Source organism: Planctopirus sp. SH287 (assembly GCF_056500625.1).
This window is the reverse complement of record NZ_CM151403.1, coordinates 2785694-2807884: the sequence shown is the minus strand read 5'-3', so window position 1 is coordinate 2807884 and position 22191 is coordinate 2785694. Positions and strand designations below refer to the sequence as shown.

The following is a 22191-nucleotide window of genomic DNA, read 5'->3' as shown; positions in this document are numbered from 1 at the left end:
GCTCCAGCTCCATGCAGAGCAATGATCGAAGTCAAACCCTTCGACACTGCCCACACAGCGCCGGAGCCATGAATCTCATGGGAACACCCGGCGCCAGTCCACCCGTTGTCGCTGTCATTGGCAGGAGTGACCGCAACCAAAAAACAACTCAACGAGGGTAGCCCAAAGCGCAACGCCCCAGGCAGGCTTTCAATACAACCATGACCCTAACGTCAATTCAACGAAAATTCAAGAGGTTGTTGATGTGATAATTGTCTTCAAATGACCAACCGGACGTCCGTTTATTATGGATCTTCCGCACGGATATGACAGATTCGAGCCATTGGCAGCGAGGAAGCCCACGAGCCTGCGGATGAGTTTGATAACCCGCCAGGACAATCGGCTTCGGGCCTGCTACAAAGATCTGCCACGTTTCGGCTTTAATTTTTCCTTGGTGGGCGAGATTCACGCGTGTCATCGGCATTACTTCATGTTGTGCTCTATCAACCCGATATTCCCCAGAATACTGGCAATATCGGGCGAACTTGCGTCGCGGTCGGGGCCAAACTCTGGCTGATTCGTCCGCTGGGTTTCGTGCTGGATGCCAGGCATTTGCGCCGGGCGGGGATGGATTACTGGCAGCATCTGGATTACGCCGTCGTCGATTCTCTGGAAGAGATTCACCGGGAATTGCCCGACAGCACTTTCTGGTGCATCGAAAACCCGGCTCCACGGAATCTTTGGCAGGCGACATTTGAACCGGGATGTGTGCTGGTCTTTGGAAGTGAGTCTCGAGGGCTGCCCCCCGCTGTTGTTGAAGAATATCGCGGAACGACTGTCGATCTTCCCATGCGTCAGGAGGTTCGCAGCCTGAACCTGGCCAGCACTGTCAACACCGTTGTCTATGAAGCCGTTCGACAGTTCGGCGGCTTAATGACCTGAACATTGCCATTTGTCCTGCAATTTGACGCTCGTCATCACGATTCCAATTCATTGGAAAACCGTCAGGTAGTCGCCCACTACAATCCGTTTAATCCATAGGGTTAATATTCTCATAATAGCTGGTCGCCCCAGAGACCAGTTAATCAGGGAAACCGGAAGGAAATAAGACCTGAACATGAGGTGGCATCATCGGGCTTGCTGCCGCGATTTGGCCAGAATTCAAAGCGGCACGCCACCTCTCATGATTCCTCGCTTCTCACGCTCTGATCCCGCCACGCTTTCTCGGAATCTGGGCTAAGCTTGACGAAGATAGCGGACAGAGAACCTCAGTTTTTCGCCAGGGAAGAAGTCTTGTGAAACGGCTGATCTCATTTCATCATCACGTGATGAGTATGTTTCGGGGTGGAAAGCGGGGTTCGGGTGTCACCATGGCATCCAGCCATACATTCCAGCGAACAGGCTTATTTCTCAGCCAGCAACTCTGGATCTGGCCCGTCATGGCAATCATCCTGCTCATGGCGATGGGCTACACGGTACGGACTGCCGTCGAGTCGACCATGATGAGCAGTTTGAGGTCACAACTCGAAACGCTGCGCGATGTCGAAGCGGAGATGCTCTCTAACTGGCTGACAGCCCAGCACTCCATCTCCGTCACACTGGCCAACGATCCGCAGGTCAGGCAGATTATTTATGGGGTCATTAACGAGCAGAAAAAACAGGCCCAGGTCGAAAAAGAAGCCAATGAATCGCACTCGCTGGTTCATTCCCAGTTTCGTGATGAGCTCAAGCAAGAACTCCACCCCGCCATGTCGGCACAGCGATATACGATGTTCGCGGTGCTCAATGAATCTGGCAAGATCCTGCTTTCGACTCAGTCAGAACTGGAAGGGGCGGATGATCTGCTACCTGATCGAGAGACATTGCAGAAACTCTTCGACGGGAAAACGGTCGTTACGCCGCCGTTCCTCAGTCGTCTGTCGCTACGGGATGCCTCAGGCCAGCGGATTGCCAAACAGCCGACCATTCTGGTCTGTGCACCAATTCGGGATCAGAACTTTCTCGTCGTTGCGGCACTCGTCTTTCGAGTTGACCCCCGGGGAGAATTCACCCGCATTCTGCAATTAGGTCAGATGGGAAAAACGGGCGAGACCTACGCCTTTACTAAGGATGGCACGCTCGCATCAAACAGTCGCTTCGACGACAAGCTGATTCTGCTGGGACTGCTCCCTGACGAAAAAGATTCCCATTCGTTGCTCTATTTGCAAATGCGCAATCCGGGAGGTGACATGACCCGGGGATTCCGGCCTGCGGTACGACGTGCCGAGCTACCACTCACCTGGGCTGCACAGCAGGGAGTTGACGGTCATACCGTCTCGAATGTTGATGGTGTGCAAGACTACCGGGGTGTAAATACTGTCTGTGCGGTAAAATGGCTAGGCAATCATCAACTAGGTATCATGACAAAGATTGATACCGAAGAGGCTTATCGTCCATTACTCATATTAAGATGGACGGCCTGGACTCTCTACAGCCTGTTTGGCCTGTCTTCGATAGCGATCTTTATTTTCACTGTGATCGTCGCCAGATTGAACCGCAAGGCACGAGAAGCCGCCATGGATGCCAAACAGTTGGGGCAATATACATTACAGGAAAAACTCGGCTCTGGTGGCATGGGGACAGTCTATAAAGGACAGCACGCCCTGCTGCGCCGCCCTACAGCAATCAAGATGCTCAGTGTTGATAAAACCAATGACAATTCCATCGCCCGATTTGAACGTGAGGTTCAGATCACCTGTCAGTTGAACCACCCGAATACCGTTGCGATCTATGACTATGGCCGGACCCCTGAGGGGATCTTTTACTACGCCATGGAATATCTCGACGGTATTGATTTACAACATCTTGTTGAACGCTATGGGCCGCAACCGGAAGGCCGCGTGGTCTCTCTACTTAAACAGGCTTGTGGATCTCTCAGTGAAGCCCATTCTCAAGGACTGGTGCATCGAGATATTAAGCCGGCCAACCTGATGCTGAATCGGCGTGGCGGAGTGCCTGATCTATTGAAAGTGTTGGATTTCGGCCTCGTTAAAGCCATTGACGAACAACGTAAAGCCGGGCTGACGGCTTCTTCGGCTCTGACCGGAACACCACTCTATCTTTCGCCCGAAGCAATTCAAACGCCCAATATGGTCGATCACCGGACAGATATCTATGCGCTGGGGGCAGTCGGCTATTTCCTGCTAACGGGAAAGCCTGTGTTCACTGGCGAAAGCCTGGTTGATTTATGCCGGATGCACATCAGCGAACCACCGATTCCGCCCTCTGAACGATTAGGACAGCCTGTCGATCCTGCGCTGGAAGACTTGATCATGTCCTGTCTGGAAAAGTCGGCAGCCAAAAGACCTCAATCGGCCCGTGAAGTGAGCGATCGTCTCGAACAGGTCACCTCACCGGTCTGGACAATGGTGGAAGCCGAAACATGGTGGTCGCGCCACGTTCGTTTGACCTCGCGTGATAACGAAAAGCATACGACTCCCAGCGATGCACTGACATCTCCCTACGAACGAACCATCCTTTCGTGAGCCGGCAGCTACTGTTTATGAGAGAGTAACACGAGGGATCAAATCCCGTTAGACTGATGTGAACTCCCCTCACTTGTGGAATGCTGTGGAGTTGCGCTGCTCACGAATTATTTTGCCAACACGCAGATCTCTTTGTTTCACAGGGCGCCTCATGGATGCAGTCGCGATCGACAAATTGACTCAAGATGCCAAAGCCATCTGGTGGGCGGGAGTCAAAGCGGCTATTCCCGATGAGCTGATTCCACAATTTGTTCGCATTGAGGGCGAATCGATCCATCTCGGGACAGAATCGCGGTCGCTCTCGGACATTCGCCGGATTGTTGTTCTGGGCGCAGGGAAAGCCGGTGCTTCCATGAGCCTGGCACTGGAAGCGGCGCTGGGGCCGGAAGTCACTGATCGTCTGGTGGTTGGGCAGGTCAATGTTCCTGAAGATTGCCTGGTGGAAACACGCCAGATTCACCTCGTTGGTGCACGTCCTGCCGGACTCAATGAACCCACCTCAACCGGGGTGGCCTCAACCCGTGAGATCCTGAAGATCGCGGCAACAACCACCGAAGAAGATCTGGTACTCATTTTGATTTCTGGTGGCGGCAGCGCGCTCCTCCCCTTGCCTCGTCCGCCCATCACTCTGGAACAGAAGCAGCAGGTCATCCGGTTGCTGGCCAGTCGTGGTGCTTCGATTGAGCAGCTTAATCTTGTCAGACGCAACATCTCTGATGTTAAAGGGGGTGGGCTTGCACGGGCGCTGGGCGCTTGCCGTGCCCATGTCCTTGTGATCTCTGACGTGATTGGCAACCCTCTGGATCTGATTGCATCCGGCCCGCTTATGCCAACGCCCGATGAATGGGTCATGCCTCAAAGGCAAGCCGCCTTCGACACACTGGCCATGTTCGCGACTCATGAAGAAGTGGCTAAAGAAGTCTGGGATGTCCTTTCGGGAACGATTGAACATTCCGTATCTCCCGTGCGAGCGACGATCTCTCATCATCTGCTGGCAAGTAACCATCAGGCGGTCGAAGCAGCAGCTCGAGAGGCAAGACAACGTGGCTACACCATTCGAGTTGCGGCTAGCGATATTGGCCGCACCGCTGATGACGTGGGGAATGATCTGGCACACGCGGTCGCCGATGAAACTTGCCGCGAGCCGCTTTGCTGGATCTCGGGAGGGGAGCCAACCGTGGCACTCGTTCCTTACGACGGCCCGCGCAAAGGGGGCCGCAATCAGCAGGTGGCTTTATCGGCTCTTGGCGAATGGCAGCATTGGGATGAGGATCAGACCGACCGCATGATTCTTTTGAGCGGCGGAACCGATGGTGAAGACGGCCCCACCACGTGTGCCGGAGCGTTCGTCAATGGTGCCGTACTGAGAAGAAGCCGGGAGCTTGGCCTGGATCCACACGCCTTTCTGGAAATCCAAAACGCCTGGCATTTCTTTGAGCAGACCGGCGGCCTCCTGGCCACCGGCCCCACTCATACCAACGTCATGGATCTAAGAATCGCCCTCCGCCTCCCGGCAACCACCGCCCATCTTATGTAGAGGGCATGGAGATTGCAGAATTTATCAATCAAGTCATGGCAATTATGAGAGATTGAAGAAAGTGTATTGCGCTATCACTTTATGCCAATTCTCACAGACAAGAAAAGTAGGGTGCATGCCAATGCGCCAGTCAAATCGTGGCTTTCAGAGAACACGAAGATGGGGCATTTCGCTACCGCTTCATGCACCCTACTTATACGTTGTATATTATCAATACGCTATACATTGACTATCGTTTGGGGTCGGAGAACAGGCTGAAGTTTGCGACGTCAGTGCCGCCTTGTGGTACTTCAAAGGTTAGTGTTTCTCCGGCATGGTAACGGGCTGGCAGGTACTCGGGTTTGATGATCTTTTCGGGATTGGCTTCATCTCGAATTTCGCCAAGTATTGCTACCGCATGGGTTCCCACAATAGCTCCTTTCACGCCTGAAGGCGATGCAAGAGTGAATTTCCCTTGGTGATCGGTAACGCAGTAAGACAATTCACCACTGATGGCATTCTTCCCATCCCCTTTGGGGACAAAGATGACTTTAGCTTCATGGAGTGGCTCTCCATCCAGAGTCACGATGCCGGATACCGGGACAAATTCAAAACCCGTTCCGGAGCATCCTTCTAAGGGAATTAGAAACGGGAACAATAGCAACACCATTAACAATCGAGAAGTCGAATGGATGAAGCGATCAGCGGATTGAGGGCGGTGGGGGATTTCTGGATTTACCATTCGCCCACCACCATCGAGTCACCTCGTTTGGCGAGAAAGGACAGGGTTTGCCAATTGATGTTCTGACTCAAAAAACGAACTGACCCGTCGCACAGAGCGACATGAACACCGCCTGCATGTTGGCTACTCGCAACCAAACTTGAGTTTCCGGTGAGGATGGGTGTGCTTGCTATTGGTGGATTGATTCCATACGTCGTGCTTTCGGCAAGAGTATTTGGGAACCGAACATGCGTTTGCTGAATTGTATTGGCCGAATTCACAGCAGGCACACCAATCCAGATACCGCCACCAGCCGGATTAGTGGTTGTTGTCGAGCCATGTCGACGAACTGTATCACGTTCAGCGAAATAGATTGTATTCGTGGTGCCATCAATGATGTCACGAATACGAAGATTGCTATGGAAATGAGAAGTTCCCGAAACTGTCGAGGAGGCCGACGGGACGCCATTGTTAACAACTGTTGCTCCAACATTCGCCAGGTAATTGGACTTGGCCAGACGCTGGCTTTCTGTTGCTGCACCGTGAGCCAGGTTATTGGCGTCGCTGTAGAATGGGTTGATGCCGATCGAGTTATCTGAGGGACATACATAAGCGGAAAGGGGTGTGCGGCCTATATCAGCGGTCCACGGTACTTTGAAATCAATCATGTTGTAGAGTGCCCCCTGATCGATGTATGGCAAGAGGAAAGTACCCCAACCATAGCAATTGGTTGCAGGCCCATAGTACATTGTGGCGTACTGCGGATGAATGGCACCCGGAGGAAAGCGATCGTGGGTGTCGTGATAGTTATGCAGAGCCAAGCCCAGTTGTTTCAGATTATTGCGACACTGGGTTCTTCGGGCGGCTTCGCGGGCCTGCTGGACGGCGGGGAGCAGGAGTGCGATCAGGATGGCGATGATCGCGATCACGACAAGTAGTTCAATCAGCGTGAAGCCAGAGCGGTAAGCCCGGTTGGGGGTGATATTTCCCCGGTGAATTTTTCCCTGCAACATTTCGTACCTTCTACTCACAACAACAACGACAGGTCTTCCCGCCGGCGGCGTGCAGCGGTTAACCGAACTAAAATGACGGGGAATTGATGGTTGAAGGCGCTGGCGATCTGTCTCGGCAGCGTTTCTTCCATTGCTCGTAAAAACTGTTTTCAAAAGCGCATTGAGGCATAATCGCCCGTTTATTCAAGCAAAACGTGGTGAACTAAATTGGGGTACTTACATCCTGTGGCCAGGAAAAGACCCCTTGAACGAATGGCCCATGCCCCGAGACCGAGCAATCACGGTAGGGAAAATCTGTCGTATTGTCGGCGGAAGGGATCACTCATCGACGAAGGAGTAGAGACCTTCCGCAAAATCATTCCGCTGAGAGTCATCCCTCATGACTGTCGAAGCAGATGGTTGGCTGAATGCTAAAGCTCCATGCAATTGTTGATTCCAATGCCGGTGCATTTCGCTACCGCTTCATGCACCCTACTGTTTGATTAAAAACACTTGATTTCCTTGACTGAGGCTATTCCCAGCCGCCGGTTTCAACGAGTTCCCCAATGATCTCGCAGCCATAGAGCGGATAATCGACCTTCAACCGCCAGCAATCGTATTGATCCACATCACACTTCGCCTGAGTAGCCACTCCCCGTATCATCTGAGGGTAGCCCGGGCACTCGCGGATCAAACTTGGCCCCTTGCCGAGGTACTCCATCTGTATCTGTGTTGGCAGCGATCGTTCAATTCCCGGCGGGGCCGGTTGGTCACTGGAGGAACCGCCGACCAGCACTTGAACATTCGGCTGCCAATCAACCGCAAATCCAGGCTCAACAAAGAGATCCGCCACATAAGTTTTCACCGGCAGATCCATAATGCTGCGAGAGCCGACTTCGCCTTCCCGGCCTGTCGGGTCGGGAATATTTCGGTAGTGAACTCCAAAGAACAAAGAGGACTCGCCGGTCGCCCCGACTCTCCCGTTCAAGAGATTGCCGTAAATCCAGCCGGCATCACCCAAAACCATTTCAACTTCTGGATCTTCACTAGAACAGTAATCCCGCATCAGAAATCCATCGAGATCTTCTGTCCCTGACAGGTTTGTCCTACGGATTCCTTTGCGATAATTAGCCTCCTGGCGGTTCCCAACAGTTCTCGAGCGGAAGACGTTGACTCGCTCAATTTCCCAGAGAAGCCGGAGGTCAACCAACCCACCAATAAGAATCAGATTGACTGCTTCAGAGTTCTCAGTCGACCGCTGAACGATACCGCAACGAATGAGGGCCTGAGCCTGGACGCCCATCATATGGCTCATCCCACGGAAGACATTCCTGCGATGTTGCAATTCTGCGGTATGCCAGCCATCCCCGGCTCCCGCCGCTGAAACCATGGAGTTGAAGCAGACACGGTCGCCCGCATGCCGCTCAACCAGCGATTCAAACTCCGTATAGGCTGCCAGCAATCCTTCCAGCGTCTCATGAGCGACCCCCTGGGCCTTTGATCGTTCAATCAGTCGGCTGATCGAGACGCGAGACGGGACACTGGCTGCACATTCCAAAGGAACTTCAGTTTCGGCGATCTTCACCAACTGCCACGAAAGCGTTCGGTCAAGATTCATCAGGCGTTCAAGGTCACCAGCTTTCCGCACCCCTCCCAGTGAACGCAAAAGCGTCGCAACCTGCTCTTTGAGCCGCTCCATCACCACAGTGGCTTCTTCTGAAAAAGAAGCTCCCGCGACAGCTTTACCCGAGCCGCGAGATTTTCTTGATCGAAGTTCCACCATATTTGACACGATTCCTTACTCAAACATCGGTCAGCTGTTGCTTCACGACATCCATTTCAGGAAGTCGCCACAAGCATCGCAGCAGGATGATTTCCTCATTGCAGCCAGAATGTATCGTGGTTCGCGGTGATTTCAAAAACAATTTTCAAAATTTTCAAAAATCATTTCGCGACATTCTCTGCCTGTCGAAAACATGACACCTCTACCAAAAGAGTTATGCCAGAATGGGGAGCAGGGAGTGGCTGCCGTGTTGGATTTCCCGCGTGAGAATCGCCCCCATTAACGTGGTGGGAGTGACATCGTGGATCTCTACATGAGCGAGCGAACCTGCCAGTCGGGGATTGCCGTCGAAGACCACGATCCGGTCACAGCGCGTGCGGCCTGTCAGTTGTTCTTTGAGGGCTGGATCGTCCTTCTTGACCGCGTTTTTACTTGGCCCCTCGACAAGCACTTCCACCTGCCGCCCAATGAACCCGGCGTTGTCCTCTTCGCTGATCGCATTTTGCAGCTCCAGCAGCTCTTGATTGCGCCGCCGCTTGACATCATCGGGAATATCATCGGCAAAGAGCGTTTTCGCTTTCGTTCCCGGTCGTTCGCTGTACTTAAAAATGAAGCTGTTCTTGAATCGGTATTCGCGAATCGCTTCCAGACTCTTCTGGTGACTTTCTTCGGATTCACCGCAAAAGCCGACGATAAAGTCACTAGAGACTGCCGAATCAGGCAGATACGCTTTGATCCTCTGGTGCATGTCCCGGTATTGAGCGGTTGTATATCCCCGCTTCATTCGTGTCAGTACATCGTCACAGCCGTGCTGAAGTGGTACGTGGATATATTGACTACATTTTGGCAGATCGCGGAGAGCCACGAGCAAGTCGTCGGTCATATCGCGGGGATAGCTGGTCACAAACTTGAACCGGAGCATGCCGGGGATATCGTGCATGGCCGCCAGGAGATCAGCCAGTCGCCAGGTCTTGCCGTTCTCGACACATTTATAGCTATTGACGGTTTGCCCGAGGAGCGTCACTTCTTTAACGCCTTGCCCCGACAGATGATTGATTTCCGCAAGGATTTCAGAAGGGAGCCGGCTTTGTTCCGGGCCACGAGTCATGGGCACCACGCAATAGGTACAAAACTTATCGCAGCCGAACATGATCCGGACAAAGGCCTGATAGGGCGAGGGCCTCATTTCCGGTTCGCGGAGAGGATCATAGCTCTGGAAGCTCGCGCTGACTTCGCTGCGGGTGCCTCCTTTACGATCCAGACTCACTGCCAATGCCTGCTGGCGATCCTGTCGGGCATTCCGAATCAGACCGGGGATTTCGGCCATCTGGCCCGTTCCCACCACGATATCGACATGCGGCGCCTTCTGAAAAATCAGCCCCTGATCCTTCTGAGCCATACATCCCATCACGCCAATGACCTGATGGGGTCTTGACCGGCGCGCATGCTTCAACCTTCCCAGAGCGCTATAAATTTTGTGCTCGGCATGCTCGCGCACGCTGCAGGTATTGAAAAGAATGGTGTCGGCGTCGGCTGGCTCGCTGGTGAGTTGATACCCTTCCCGGCGCAAAGCGGCCACAACCAATTCGCTGTCGAGCATGTTCATCTGGCAGCCAACGGTTTCGATATATAGCTTGCCGTTATGCCCCAGTGCGCTTTCAGTCGTCCCATTCTCCTTGGTCTGACTTTCAAGACTGGTTGGCAGCGCGGGAATGGGCGATTCGCAGCATCCCGTCGGATGGTCTGAGGTGGGAAGCGAAACAATAGGAAGCGTCGACATGCAAACCACCGAAAAAATCTAAGGAACAAAGCAATTGTGAAATCAGTGGGCCATCTGGAGATGCCAAACCACAGGAGTTATTCAAGCTGCCCGACGTGAAAGTGGCGTCTTGGTTGCCTCCGCCGAAGATTTATCATTTCCAGCGTCTGTCGCAGCCTTGCTATTCTGTGCGGCCTGTATGGCTTTCTGTTCTTGTTTCAGTTTCTGGAGCGTCACCTGACGGTGCTGTTCAATCGCTGCTAACCAATACTTGATAGCGACCAATGAACATCCTGCGAGGATCATGATCGGAACGTATCCCATACGAACCTCCCACTATGACATTATTATATGACATTATTACTGAGATATACTTAACTGGATTCAGTTCTCAGTTCAGGGCACTCCCCCCGAATCCAACAATAATTCCAATGGAACGTTTGGCGAAGATGATCTGAAACGATACAAGCAACAAGCCCATTGAACATGAGGTTCAATGGCCCCGATATGATGCGGAATCTCTCCGAACGCTCCTTTGCAATGCCAATTCCCGAGAAGATTACCAGATTCAGGCAATTCTGGGAATCGTGACTGGTTTGCAAGAAGCGACGGCAACCTCCTTTCAAAAAACTGGCTTTCGATCGACAACAAATTCATCGGGAGGCTCTTTTGAGAATCGTACTGTTTGGCGGAACAGGTCATTTGGGGCAGGATTTTGTGCGGGTGGCTTTGGAGGCTGGCCATTCTTTACGAATTGTCAGCCGGAAAGATCGCTCGCACCAGGCGACTGGCCTTGCCGAGTGGTGCCAGGCTGATCTGGTCAGTGGCAGGGGACTTGATGAGTGTGTGCAAGGGGCGGAGGTGGTGATCTTTGCGGCTGGCGATGCCAAAAATCATGTGGCCGTCGAACAAGAAGGAATGCAGCGATTGATCGCGGCCTCACGAAAGGCAAGTATCAAGCATCTGCTCTATGTTTCCATCGTTGGCATTGAACAATTGCCCATCGCCTATTATCAGACCAAGTTGGCGACAGAGCAGATCTTGTTAGCCAGTGGGCTTCCCTGCTCCATTCTCCGTGCTACCCAGTTTCATTATTTCGTGGCGATTCTGCTTTCCGGCTTGAACCGGATCCCATTTGTCTTACCGGTTCCTCGTGGTTTTCAAGTACAACCAGTCTCAACCGGTGATGTTGCTTTACGACTCGAGAAAGCGTTGCAAGATGGGCCGCAAGGCTTGCTTCCTGATTTCTGCGGGCCTGAAATCTTCTCTTTGAACCACGCGGCTCAAACCTGGCAAGCGGCTTGCGGTCGAAAAAAAACCGTAATCTCCCTGCCTTTGTGGGGAAAAACCGCAGCGGCATTTCAAAAAGGATACAACACCAATCCTCAGGGAGAACTGGGGAGTTTTCGATGGATCGACTGGCTTCAACAGGAATATGGCCAAAGCGAACCGCTTTCCTGAGGCCGTTACACGGTCTTGCATGCACTTATGTGGATGTTCAGTTATGATCGCCAGGCGGCCGGGTGTTGAGAGAGACGTCAATGGATGATCTTTTTCCCTGCTGCCGAAAATTGCTGTCCGTTTTTTTGCTTGAGAACATCTTGATGCGAACCATTCAAACCTCTCTGTTTTTTGCTGTCATGCTCTTTGCGGTGATGATTTTTCCCGTGATGGACTGCTGCCAATATTCGAACAGCCTCATGGCAAAGGCGGATGATCAGAAGCCAGCGATTTCGCCGACAACGACGGAAAAAGTTGAAGCGGCTCATCAGGAGATCTGGCGACGGTTTGTCGATGACTATGGAATCCTGCTCGACTTCACTGATTTAGAGGGAAAAGTCAGCCTCCCCACGCCTGAAGAGTGTCGGGAAGGGAAACCTAATGCCCTGGGATGGTGGGCACCTGTTGAAAATGGAGCCATGTTTAATGGCCTCTATATGGATGCCGCGATTCTTCGCTGGAAGCATTCGCAATCGAATGAGGATGCCGCTAAAGCCCGTCGCCTGATGGAGGGGCTGCTGAAGCTCAATTCGATCAGCCCCGTCAAAGGTTTTGTAGGCCGGGGTGTCAGCACGGATGGAAAATCTCATTACCCGATGGGTTCAAACGACCAGACGCTCCCGTGGCTCGTGGGACTGTGGCGGTATTGGGAATCGGATTTAGCGACTCCAGAAGAAAAATCTCGCATTCAGAAACACTTGGTCGAGACCACGGAAGAAATCATCCGTCTGGGCTGGAAAATGCCTGCTGAAGCTCCCTTCGGCACACGAGGTTCATTTCAAGGATATCACTTCGATGATGCGGCTCGCATTTTGTTCACTTTGAAACTGATGAAGGCGCTGACGGGAGACGAAAAATGGGAAACCGCCTACCAGCAGGAACTCTTAGTTCGCGGCGGCGACAAACAGTTGACCAAGCGGGAAATCTGTGAAAAAGGGATGGTTTACTTCTATGCCCCCACTCACACCTGGACATCCTGCACCGCAGTCAGTGCCCTGCGTGGTCTTTGGGAAATGGAAACCGATTCTTCACTTAAGGCAGCCTATCAGCGAGGTCTGATTTCCAGCGCGCATCTGGCTGCTGAAAGTCTGCCGCTCGCTTTGAAATATGTTCCCAACAATAACAGTGCCTTTGATGTCGATTGGCGAAAAAGCATGCTTCCCCTCTGGAAGCCCCAGACGAATGAGCATGAATCCGTGGCTCTGGCTCAGGAACAATTGAAGGCTTTTATGAAGACGTCACCCCGTCGCCATCAAGAGACTGCGTTTGTCCGCGAACCCACCTCAGCCGCCTGGATTGTGACGCTCTGTCCTGATGCGAAAGTGCGACATCAGCACCAAGCCGCCATTGAGCAGGTTCTCTCTCGCTATGAATACAACAACCTCTATTACAGCACCTTCTTCTGGGTGGAAGGTGCCTGTTATCGACTGGCAGGGCAAGACTGATTAAATAAACCCTAACACCTACCCTGGAACGGTGAACTTCTGGTCGAGATCTATTTCAGACGCTATTTAATAAAAGCCAATGCCGTCATGTTTGGCGTTAATTAATGCAGATGCCAGGATTTATTACCAAGCTCTTGTGCTTGCCGAATCCGCCAGTTCGGTGCCTCAATCACTTAAAGAAGCGTTTCGTAGCCGTGTTACGGCTTTGTCTTGGGGTTGGTGTCGCTGCAACGTCTTCCTTTGTCGGACTTAACAACAAAAGAAACCTGGATTTTATACTTTGATCATGCACCGGAATTACGAAGTGCCTTACGAGCGATGAGGATGCAATCGGCCAATAATACGAATGCAACCTGAAATGGCGCGTTCATGACCTCAAAAAATTATCGCCCAAAGCTGCTGGCATGGCACGCAGAGCGCTCTTCCAAATTGAATTGCGTATCAGGCAGCGCCGGAGGTTGAGGTCGGGCGGAAATTGCCATCGTCTGAGACGTCCTCAAAGCGAACTGACATTCGCTTAGAAACTCCTGACTCTTCCATCGTCACGCCATACAGCACATCTGCCACGACCATCGATCGTTTATGATGGGTGATCATGATGAATTGAGTGCTCTCGCGGAATTCTGTGATGACGGTGGTGAATCGCTCGACGTTGGCTTCATCCAGAGCTGCATCGACTTCGTCAAGAATGCAGAAGGGGCTGGGCTTTGTCTTGAAAATCGCCATGATCAAGGCGATAGCTGTCATGGTGCGTTCGCCCCCGGAAAGGAGCGAAATACTACGAAGCTCCTTGCCTGGTGGCCGAGCCTTGATATCGATCCCGCATTCCAGAATCTGGTTGGGATCCTCCAGAATGATATCTCCTTCACCACCTCCAAAGACCTTACGGAACAGTTCCTGGAAGTGCGTCCGAACTGTGGCAAAAGTCTCAGAGAAGAGTTTGCGACTCTCCTGCTTAATACGACGAATGATGTCTTCTAATGACGCTTTCGATTCGACGAGATCCTGCAATTGGGCCGCTAACTGCTGATACCGTTGCTCAAGCTGCTCCAGATCGTTCAGGCTTTCCGTATTGACGCTTCCGAGCATTTTGAGCTTGCGGCGCAAACGCTGCACATGGGCGTCAACTTCCGGGCGAATGGCTTCAAATGTGAGGTCTTCCAGAGCCAGGTCATGGCTTGTGAAATGAGGCGATTCTTCTTCTGTTGTGGTCGTTTTTTCATGAGCAGACAGCCGCTGCCTTCGATAGATCCCTAAGGCACTATGGGACGATTCGACCAACTCATCGGGAGAAGGGAGACCTTCTTCCAGCAGCTTTTCCGCCAAAGATGCCAGAGAGTGTTCGAGGTCTCTTTGTCGCATGGCAATTGTCTGTCGATCGTCGCTCAGTTTGCGCCGCTGCTGCCGCAGTTTTAACTCTGACTGCATCGACGCACTGCGTCCTGAACGAAGCTCCCGTTTACGAAACGCCAGACGACCGGCATCCAAAGCCGCCGCTTCAATTTCAATCATGTGCTCATCAATAATCGCTGAGGCGTTGAGAATTTGCAGCGTCAATTCTGAACGAGTGGCCAAGGCCTCTTTCACGCGGCGTTCTGCTTCGTCTCGCTGAGCTTTTCGGCTTTGAATGTCATCCAGTAAACGTTGTTGTTGTTGCTGCCAGCCAGCCAGACGTTCGGTTTGTGTGGCCAGATTTAACTGCTCTCGCGAAAGTTCATCTGTCAGTAATTTCAGTGCGTATTGAGATTCTGCAAGCCGTGCTGATAATTTTGCCTGCTCACTGACACATGTTTCCAGAGCCACGCCCAGTTGGGTTTGTTCGTTGTTCAGATCTTTCTGCGATTGTTCTAACTGGTCGATTTGAAGCTGAATTTCTGCACGTAAGGCAAATGCGGCTTCGTGATCACGTTGCAGACGTTCTCTCGCCTGTTCGATCATGCTGGCCTGTGAACGGGCTTCCGCCAGGCGTTCGGCGGCATCATCGGCCACAGAAGCGGCTGCTTCCAATGTTTCATCTGCGACGGTGAGTTCGGTGAACATTTGGGAGACCGCAGACTCCTGCCGTTCGATTTCCCGCTCCAGGCGGACAATATCGAGCCTAAGCTGACGCAATTCGCTTTTGCGAGAGATGACAGCGGTGTCGCTACGCAAGGTTCCCAGGGCAACAACACCATTGGCTTCGAGCACTTCTCCCTGAAGGGTCACGAATCGGCAGCCTCTCCCTTCGGCAGCGGCAAGACGAACGGCCACAGACAAATCATGCACGATCCAGGTATCGCCCAGTACGGCAGAAGCCAACCCATGAATTCCATGCTCGCTACGGACAAGGCGGTCGGCCCGTGTGACGACCCCCGGTTGCCCGTCCAGTGAAACAAGTTGACGATGATCCAGCGGGAAGTGGATGAGCCGCGTTCCTTGCCAGGCTGGCTGCCGAAAATCAGAGCCTTCGGTTTCCGGGATCGCCAGGAATTGAACCCGTGTTGAAAGCTGAGCGAGGCCCCGGTTCAAATAATCCAGAAGTGGTTGGTATTCCCGGAGAACAATCACATGCGCGCGCGATCCCAGCGCCACTTCCACAAGAGCGGCGTCTGAGAGATCAACATCCAGAAGATCAGACAGGCTTCCTACCACTGAATCCCAAGGTGGCTGCCTGGTGGTTCGTGCGCGATGAAGAATGTCACGAATACCGATTCCGAGGCCTTCTTCTCGTGATTCCAGATCTTCCAGAACCGATTTGCGTGCCATGGCGGCACTGCGTTGTTCACGAAGTCCCCCCAGCTGCTGGCGCACAGCATCCTGTGTTCCCAGCAGCGTTTGCCGCTGGGACTGAATGGCCTTCAAATTTTCCAACGCCTGGGTTTGACCTGCTGTGGCATTGGCAAGCAGCGTATGGGCGTCGGCGACCTTTTGCTGAGCCACCATCAGTTTTTGAGAGAGTTCTTCAACCTGTTGATCGGTTGCCAGCAAGCTGCTGCGCTGGCTGTCGGCTTGAATGGTCAGTTGTGCAAACTGACTATCCAATTGCTGGCCCGTGCGTTCCATCTCTCGGACGCGCTGCTGCAATAGCTGCAATTGAGTGAGTTCGGCTTCCCGCTCTGTGCGCGATTGATCCAACAACAACTGACGCTGCTCTAACTCTTGAACACGTCGAGCATGCTCCGCTTGAATCTCAATGAATTTCGATTGTGACGATTTGGATTCTTGCCGTGAATCTTCATAGCGCCGTGCGAGCATCCACCTCTGTCGCAAGAGCCGCACTAATTCTTCATCCAGTTCCCGCATTCGCGATGACTGAAATTGAACAGTGGCCTGTTCTCCCGCGACTTCCTGCTTCAGCCGATGCAGATGATCTCCGTTGGTACGAATCTCTTCGTCGAGCGAGGAAATCTGATTTTCGGCTTCCTTTTCAATCGCTTCCAACCGGGATTGCTCTTCGGAAGTGGAGTTCAGCAGCAAATCCAACTCTGCCAGTTGCCGGGCACACTCTTTCATTTGCCCTTGAAGAACACGAGTGTCATCAGCGGCTAACCCTAGCCACCATTCATGAAGTTCTGCGTGGATTTCTCGATATTTGACCGCTTTGGCCGCCTGGCTTCGAGTGGAATTGAGCCGGCCTTCGACTTCATCGACGATATCGGTCAATCGCAGCAAATTCTGATCAACGCGTTCCAGCTTTCTTAAAGCCTCTTGTTCGCGCGAACGGAAGCGACTGATCCCGGCGGCTTCTTCAAAAACGGCTCGGCGTGTGGTGGGGTTTCCTTGAAGAATCTGATCGACACGGCCTTGTTCAATGATCGAATAGGCCGATGCTCCGGCCCCCGTACCCATGAACAGATCGCGCACATCTTTCAGGCGGGCGTTTTGCCGATTGATCAGATATTCAGCGTCGCCGTTTCTCCAGATACGACGACCGACCGTGACTTCCGGTGTTTCAATCGGAAGCAATCCCGTGGAATTGTCGAATGTGAGCGTGGCTTCAGCGAAGGCGCTCGGTTTTCGTCCTGCGGCACCATTGAAAATGACATCCGTCATTTCTTTGCCGCGGAGGCTCTTGGCACTTTGATCGCCAAGAATCCACTTCAACGCATCGACAACATTGCTTTTTCCACTGCCATTGGGGCCAACGACAGACGTGATCCCAGAGGCAAAGTCGAACCGTGTTCGATCCGCAAAGCTCTTGAAGCCGAATAATTCCAGCGCTTTGAGCATGGGAGGAACACTTGAATCAATGGGTAGTGCCGTGTCACGGCTTTGTCTTCGGGTTGATGTCGCCGCAACGTCCTCCGTTGTCGGACGTAACAACTGAAGAGACCCGAATTTTATACTTTGACAATGCAGTAGGCGATTCCAGAACCACACGTTCTGAAAGCAGATCATTTACTGTAAAGGGGCTACTTGACCGGAGAACGATGGAAAAGGGGGAACCAGCGCGATTCGATTTTGTCCGAGGAGGGTTCATCATTTTTGGATTGAGAATCAACCGAACCAACACCACCTGCCTTAGAACTTCCGGGTTCACTTTGCCGTGGAATCGAGCTGTCGCTCTCTGCTGATTTTGTGTTTCGTCCGTCATTGCGAGAAGCGGAACGATCGGTCGATAAGTCTTCTTTGCTGGCGGCTGTTTCTTTTTTGTCGTTGATAGTCTCGCTCTTGACGCTGGCAAGCGACTTGGAGTCTCCCTTGTTGTCCGAAGTGGATTTCAGAGCCAGTGGATCCAACGATTCCTGCAATTCTTTTTCTGGAGCTGCGGGGAAGAGGTTTGGTGACAGATTTTCGCGGCCAACGCGAGATTTCTTGCTGCCGGGTGGCCCGCCATCAGATGTTGGACGGGTGTAGAACCGGCCTGCCCGAGGAAGGGCATCCATCCCGAGTTCTCCCGGAAGATTCTTCTGTTTGTTGGCTTCAACCAGCATCTGGACGATGTCGGGATAGGTGGCTCCCATATCGGCTGCTGCCATAATGACGTCAGCGACTTGCAACGATGTTTCTTTACGTTCGTCCTTCCCGGAGATCGAGAATTTCGCGATGGAAACCGTCCGGCTTCCCGGAGCGATGGTGACCATGATATTGCGACCAGCGGTCACGTACATGGGCGCGGCGAATTCCTGCTTTGCTCCAAAGAGCACGACTTCTGGCCGGGTGTGCATGGTGATATGCGCCAAGGGGGTTCCCCCCGACTCCAGAACATGCAGGTTGTACTGCTTTTCCCGTAATGGAATTCCGCGAATAAATGGCTCGTCTTTTGAAGCTGTCCACATGGCGCGAAACGCTCCATAGCGAGTTTCAGCCGAGTCTTCGTTCATCAACTCACGGAGGCGAACATAGGACTCTGAGTCTTCAATGGTGGAAAGTGCCGAGAGAGCATAGACACGAAAAGCGGGTTCATTTCGGACACATTCTTCGAGGACATCCAACCCTGAAGCATCGTCAAGATAGGCCAGCGCCACGGCTGCATAGAATCGACATTCCAGCAGAGGCGCCGTCAATGCTCCCTTGAGAGGGGGAATTCCATCCCGCCCGATGGCTTCCAGTTGTAACGACGCACTTTCGACCAGTTCCGGCTCAAACATTTCTTTGGCCAGACGCTGGAGACGAACCCGTCTGGAGACGGCTGTCTCCCGGAAGGCAATGCTACGGACAACCTGTAAATACCTGGGGTAGTTGTCGCGGTAGCCGGGATGGACTTTCAACATAATTTTCTGGTCAGATTTGGCACTGGCCATTGATTCCTTGATGCCCGATTTGTCGTAATCATGAAAGCGGTTGCCAATCGCATCAGCCACGCGAGAGGAGTTACGAACGCTGCGGAAATCATTACGTAAAAAGATGGCCAGATCCCGCTCGCGTGAGACCGTCGCGCCACCCAGGATGCGTCCTCGCATTTGCAGACTGCGTACTTCTCCTTTGGCACCACCGAGAATGGAAGACGCCAGAATCGGGCCACGGGCACGGGCATAAGTATGACCTTCGAGCACTCCACGACCCGGAACGAAAGCATGCTCGCCAAGATCGCAATCCATCAGCCAGCCTCCTTCGAGACTGGTCGCCTGAGCGCTTTCCGGAATACGAACTTCCACGTCAATGGTGGAGCCTTTGGCTAACAATGGGGGTAAATAGGCTTTCACAACAACGAGAGTTGTATTTGGCGAAGCGAGAATCGTGTTGGGGTTGGGGATGTTGCGTCGCTTCATGTCTTCTAAAAGAAGCGTGCGAAACTGCGAGGGTGCCGGGTCTCCTCCCGTGCCATTGAGGCCGACGACTAATCCCACACCTTCCAGCACGACAGGTTCAAGCCCTGCAAAGCTGGTGTAAGTCCCGATCAGTGGCGTTTCGGCTTTGGTTGCAAAGGGGTCGGACGGATCGACTTCTTCATCGGCCTCTGCTTTCTTTTTCTCGGATTTCTTCTCGGATTTGCCGAAGCCAAAGGGGTTCATCGCCATGTTGGTGGCGCAAAAGCCCGCGACAAGCAGCAGCATCAGTCCGGTGAATAATCGAGTACGGAAGACAGGCATACGACCTCCAGGCAAGACCCGCACAGATCTGAAACACCATCTGGCGCCTTCACGCATTGAATGTGTGAAGACCTTCAGGAATTCAGAACGTGTGAAGAAAGAAGCAACTGGTGAATGGAGAGGGGCGAAGCAGGCAGGGAAATGACAGGTTGAGCAAGGCGCAGAACGGCCTCATCAAAATCAGCAGTAACCTTGAGACGTTAACTGAAGTTGGCAAACAGGGTCAAGATAAGTTCGGGAAGCGCCACTGGAGCTTGCTGTCTGGCACAAAATGAGAGTGAAAATAGGCCAACTGGCTTTAAAAGGCTCTGCCGGTGGTTTTGCAAATCGTGAAGAAAGTTGTTGGCAATCATCTCGGAGTCTGCTCACAAACCTGATAGAATCGGTGTGAGATTTTCTTTGAGAATTGTGAAATTGACTTTGACTGGTCAAGTCTCTGGATCGTTACCGGAAGTGTCCCTGATCACTCGTGCTGGTGGAGAGTCGGAAATGTCGGCAAGCCTGATGATCACCTGCCCTGCCTGTCAGCGCGAGCTTAAAATCAGTGATCGCCGTCTTCTGGGGCGAAAGGGGAAGTGCCCTAAGTGCCAGCATGTCTTTGTGATGGAAGAACCCCCAGAAGTTGAGCTGGAAGAGGTGACGCCTGACCCTGTGGTGAATCGTGATGTCCCTCTGAATGCGGCTTTCCCTGCATTGGATCTGGAGGCAACACCATTACTGGCAGCGCCCACAGCGTCGATGTTTCCTTCAGAGACTCTTCCCGGCGGTGAAACGACACCTTTGTCATCGCCCAAGAAACGGCGACGTCAAAAGAAATTATTCCAACAGTTGATTGTGCCTTTGCTGGTTCTTGTTGTGGCTGGTGGCGGTGGCATTGTGGCTTATGTCGCCATGGGTGAAGGAAGTGCAGGACGCTCTTCAGGGAAATCTGTCGTTCAAAAAAGGACAGATGCTCTTCAAACGGAAGTGGCTGGCGCGATGGACGGAGCTTCGACGGCCACGGCTTCGTCATCCAACGTCTCCATTGATTCGATTGAGTTCCAACCTCCCACGAAGCGTACTCCTCTGGTACTGAGATATGTTCCGTCAGGCACCCGAGTGGTGATTCATCTCCGGCCTGCGGAGCTTTGGAGTGGAGAGGTGCTGGCAGAAGAAGTGCGATACAGTCTGGGGCCACTGGCTGAATTTGCTGCCTCCCAGATCAAAGAAATGTCGGGAATGGAGCCAGCCAAGGTTCAAGAGGCGACGTTCTGTCTGATTCCCACGCAGCGAGGCATGGCTCCGCGTGTGGCAGCCGTGATGACCTTTGTTGAACCCATGAAGAAAAGCGACTTCCTGGAAAAGTATGGTGGTCAGCGCGATGAGACTAACGGTTATCCGATTTATCTCACAGATAAAGCCGGCTATCTGTTGACCAGCGACAGCCGCACGTTGGCGATCTCTCCTCTGGATATGGCCAGTGAGATGGCGCAGGCAGCAACTCACCCGAATCCCACGAGCAACGGGATTGAAGAGTTGCTTCCTCAACTTGATGCCAGCCGTCATTTAACGATTTTGTTTGAGCCAATGGCAGTGCGTCTGGATGCGGAATTTCTTGTTCCTGCCAATGCCCGGCCGCTTCTGGATCGGGTGCTTGATTGGCTGGGTGATGATGTGGAAGCGGCGGCCTGGAGCGTGCATCTGAGAAGTGAGGGGTTGTTTTCTCAGATGTGGCTGAGAAATTCTAACGTGATTCAGCCTTATCGTCTGGCTCGGTTGGTTGAGCAGAAACTGACGGAATTGCCTCAGGTGCTTTTAAGTTCGGTGCAATCCATGTCGCCTCGGGAAATGGGGAAGCGGCAGGTCATTGGACGATTTCCTGCGATGATTAAAGCCTTTGAACTCGCCAGTCGGACAAAAACGGCGGGACATCATGTCGAGGTGGTCACGCCTCTTCCGGAGCGGGCAGCTCCCAACCTGGCCTTGGCCTCGCTGCTGGCATGGGATGAATCGACCCGCACCGATTTTTCTCGCAAACCCGCTGCCGGCGCCATGGCCCAGAATGGGAATGCTCAAGCGGCCGGGCCAAAACTTCCAGAAGCTTTGGCAAAGCGAATCGATGTTGATTTCCGCCGCACTCCCTTGCAGGAAGCGTTTGCCTATGTGGCTGACGAACTGAAAATCACCATCGATATTGATGGGGATGCTCTGAAGCTCTCGGGTTATACAAAAAACATGCCTCAGGAGTTTCAGCTGAATCAGGCCAGCGCCAATCAAGCACTGGCAGAAATTCTGAAAAAGTACGACAAGATGTGTCTGGTGATCGACCAGAAGAACAATCGCGTCCTGGTCACAACTTATCCCGTTGCTGAAGTGCAAAAGCTGACACCTTATGTCTTCCCCAAGGAGTAAGGTTGTCTGTCTCGTCAATGACTGGTGGAACTCAGAGATTCTCGATTGATAAGGGGACTCTTTGTCGTC

14 protein-coding genes are annotated in these 22191 nt (G+C 52.7%); 6 read left to right on the top strand and 8 right to left on the bottom strand.

Going from position 1 to position 22191, the window contains the following annotated elements:
- Positions 1–217: 217 nt before the first annotated feature.
- A complete protein-coding gene (locus SH287x_RS10365; RefSeq protein ID WP_479514235.1) occupies positions 218–457 on the bottom strand; it encodes a hypothetical protein in 240 nt (79 codons plus the stop codon).
- Here SH287x_RS10365 and SH287x_RS10360 point away from each other — a divergent pair.
- From SH287x_RS10360 to SH287x_RS10350, 3 genes are all read left to right on the top strand, one after another.
- Entirely contained in the window at positions 451–921 is a 471-nt protein-coding gene (locus SH287x_RS10360; RefSeq protein ID WP_479514234.1) for a tRNA (cytidine(34)-2'-O)-methyltransferase, read from the top strand. The genes SH287x_RS10365 and SH287x_RS10360 overlap by 7 nt on opposite strands.
- Positions 922–1307: 386 nt before the next feature.
- Positions 1308–3503 (top strand): protein kinase domain-containing protein, encoded by a 2196-nt coding sequence (locus tag SH287x_RS10355; protein ID WP_479514233.1) that lies wholly within the window; start codon positions 1308–1310, stop codon positions 3501–3503.
- A 151-nt stretch (positions 3504–3654) separates the two neighbouring features.
- Positions 3655–5040 (top strand): glycerate kinase type-2 family protein, encoded by a 1386-nt coding sequence (locus SH287x_RS10350; RefSeq protein WP_479514232.1) that lies wholly within the window; start codon positions 3655–3657, stop codon positions 5038–5040.
- 229 nt (positions 5041–5269) lie between these two features.
- Here the strand turns inward: SH287x_RS10350 and SH287x_RS10345 are convergent, their stop codons facing one another.
- The 5 genes from SH287x_RS10345 to SH287x_RS10325 form a co-directional block, all read right to left on the bottom strand.
- On the bottom strand, positions 5270–5761 hold the full coding sequence (locus SH287x_RS10345) for a hypothetical protein (protein WP_479514231.1): 492 nt from the start codon (positions 5759–5761) through the stop codon (positions 5270–5272).
- Positions 5755–6753, bottom strand: a complete 999-nt coding sequence (locus SH287x_RS10340; RefSeq protein ID WP_479514230.1) for a DUF1559 domain-containing protein — start codon at positions 6751–6753, stop codon at positions 5755–5757. Before SH287x_RS10340 ends, SH287x_RS10345 begins: the two co-directional genes overlap by 7 nt.
- Positions 6754–7264: 511 nt before the next feature.
- The gene (locus tag SH287x_RS10335) at positions 7265–8515 is read right to left on the bottom strand and encodes a hypothetical protein (protein WP_479514229.1); all 1251 of its coding nucleotides are present in this window, start codon (positions 8513–8515) and stop codon (positions 7265–7267) included.
- Positions 8516–8729: 214 nt separating this feature from the next.
- Complete coding sequence (gene miaB / locus SH287x_RS10330) at positions 8730–10295, bottom strand: tRNA (N6-isopentenyl adenosine(37)-C2)-methylthiotransferase MiaB (RefSeq protein ID WP_479514228.1); 1566 nt, start codon at positions 10293–10295, stop codon at positions 8730–8732.
- 81 nt (positions 10296–10376) lie between these two features.
- A complete protein-coding gene (locus tag SH287x_RS10325) occupies positions 10377–10598 on the bottom strand; it encodes a hypothetical protein (protein ID WP_479514227.1) in 222 nt (73 codons plus the stop codon).
- Positions 10599–10943: 345 nt separating this feature from the next.
- On the opposite strand from SH287x_RS10325, the gene SH287x_RS10320 reads away from it, so the two are divergent.
- Entirely contained in the window at positions 10944–11735 is a 792-nt protein-coding gene (locus tag SH287x_RS10320; RefSeq protein WP_479514226.1) for an SDR family oxidoreductase, read from the top strand.
- A 143-nt stretch (positions 11736–11878) separates the two neighbouring features.
- Positions 11879–13219 carry a hypothetical protein gene (locus SH287x_RS10315; protein ID WP_479518648.1) on the top strand — a complete coding sequence of 447 codons (1341 nt, stop codon included), beginning with the start codon at positions 11879–11881 and terminating at the stop codon, positions 13217–13219.
- 441 nt (positions 13220–13660) lie between these two features.
- Here SH287x_RS10315 and smc read toward each other — a convergent pair whose 3' ends face one another.
- Together smc and SH287x_RS10305 are read right to left on the bottom strand one after the other, a co-directional pair.
- Positions 13661–17428 (bottom strand): chromosome segregation protein SMC, encoded by a 3768-nt coding sequence (smc, locus tag SH287x_RS10310; protein ID WP_479518647.1) that lies wholly within the window; start codon positions 17426–17428, stop codon positions 13661–13663.
- Between the two features lie 182 nt (positions 17429–17610).
- Complete coding sequence (locus tag SH287x_RS10305) at positions 17611–19731, bottom strand: flagellar basal body P-ring protein FlgI (RefSeq protein WP_479518646.1); 2121 nt, start codon at positions 19729–19731, stop codon at positions 17611–17613.
- A gap of 414 nt (positions 19732–20145) precedes the next feature.
- On the opposite strand from SH287x_RS10305, the gene SH287x_RS10300 reads away from it, so the two are divergent.
- A complete protein-coding gene (locus SH287x_RS10300; protein WP_479518645.1) occupies positions 20146–22122 on the top strand; it encodes a hypothetical protein in 1977 nt (658 codons plus the stop codon).
- Positions 22123–22191: the final 69 nt, after the last annotated feature.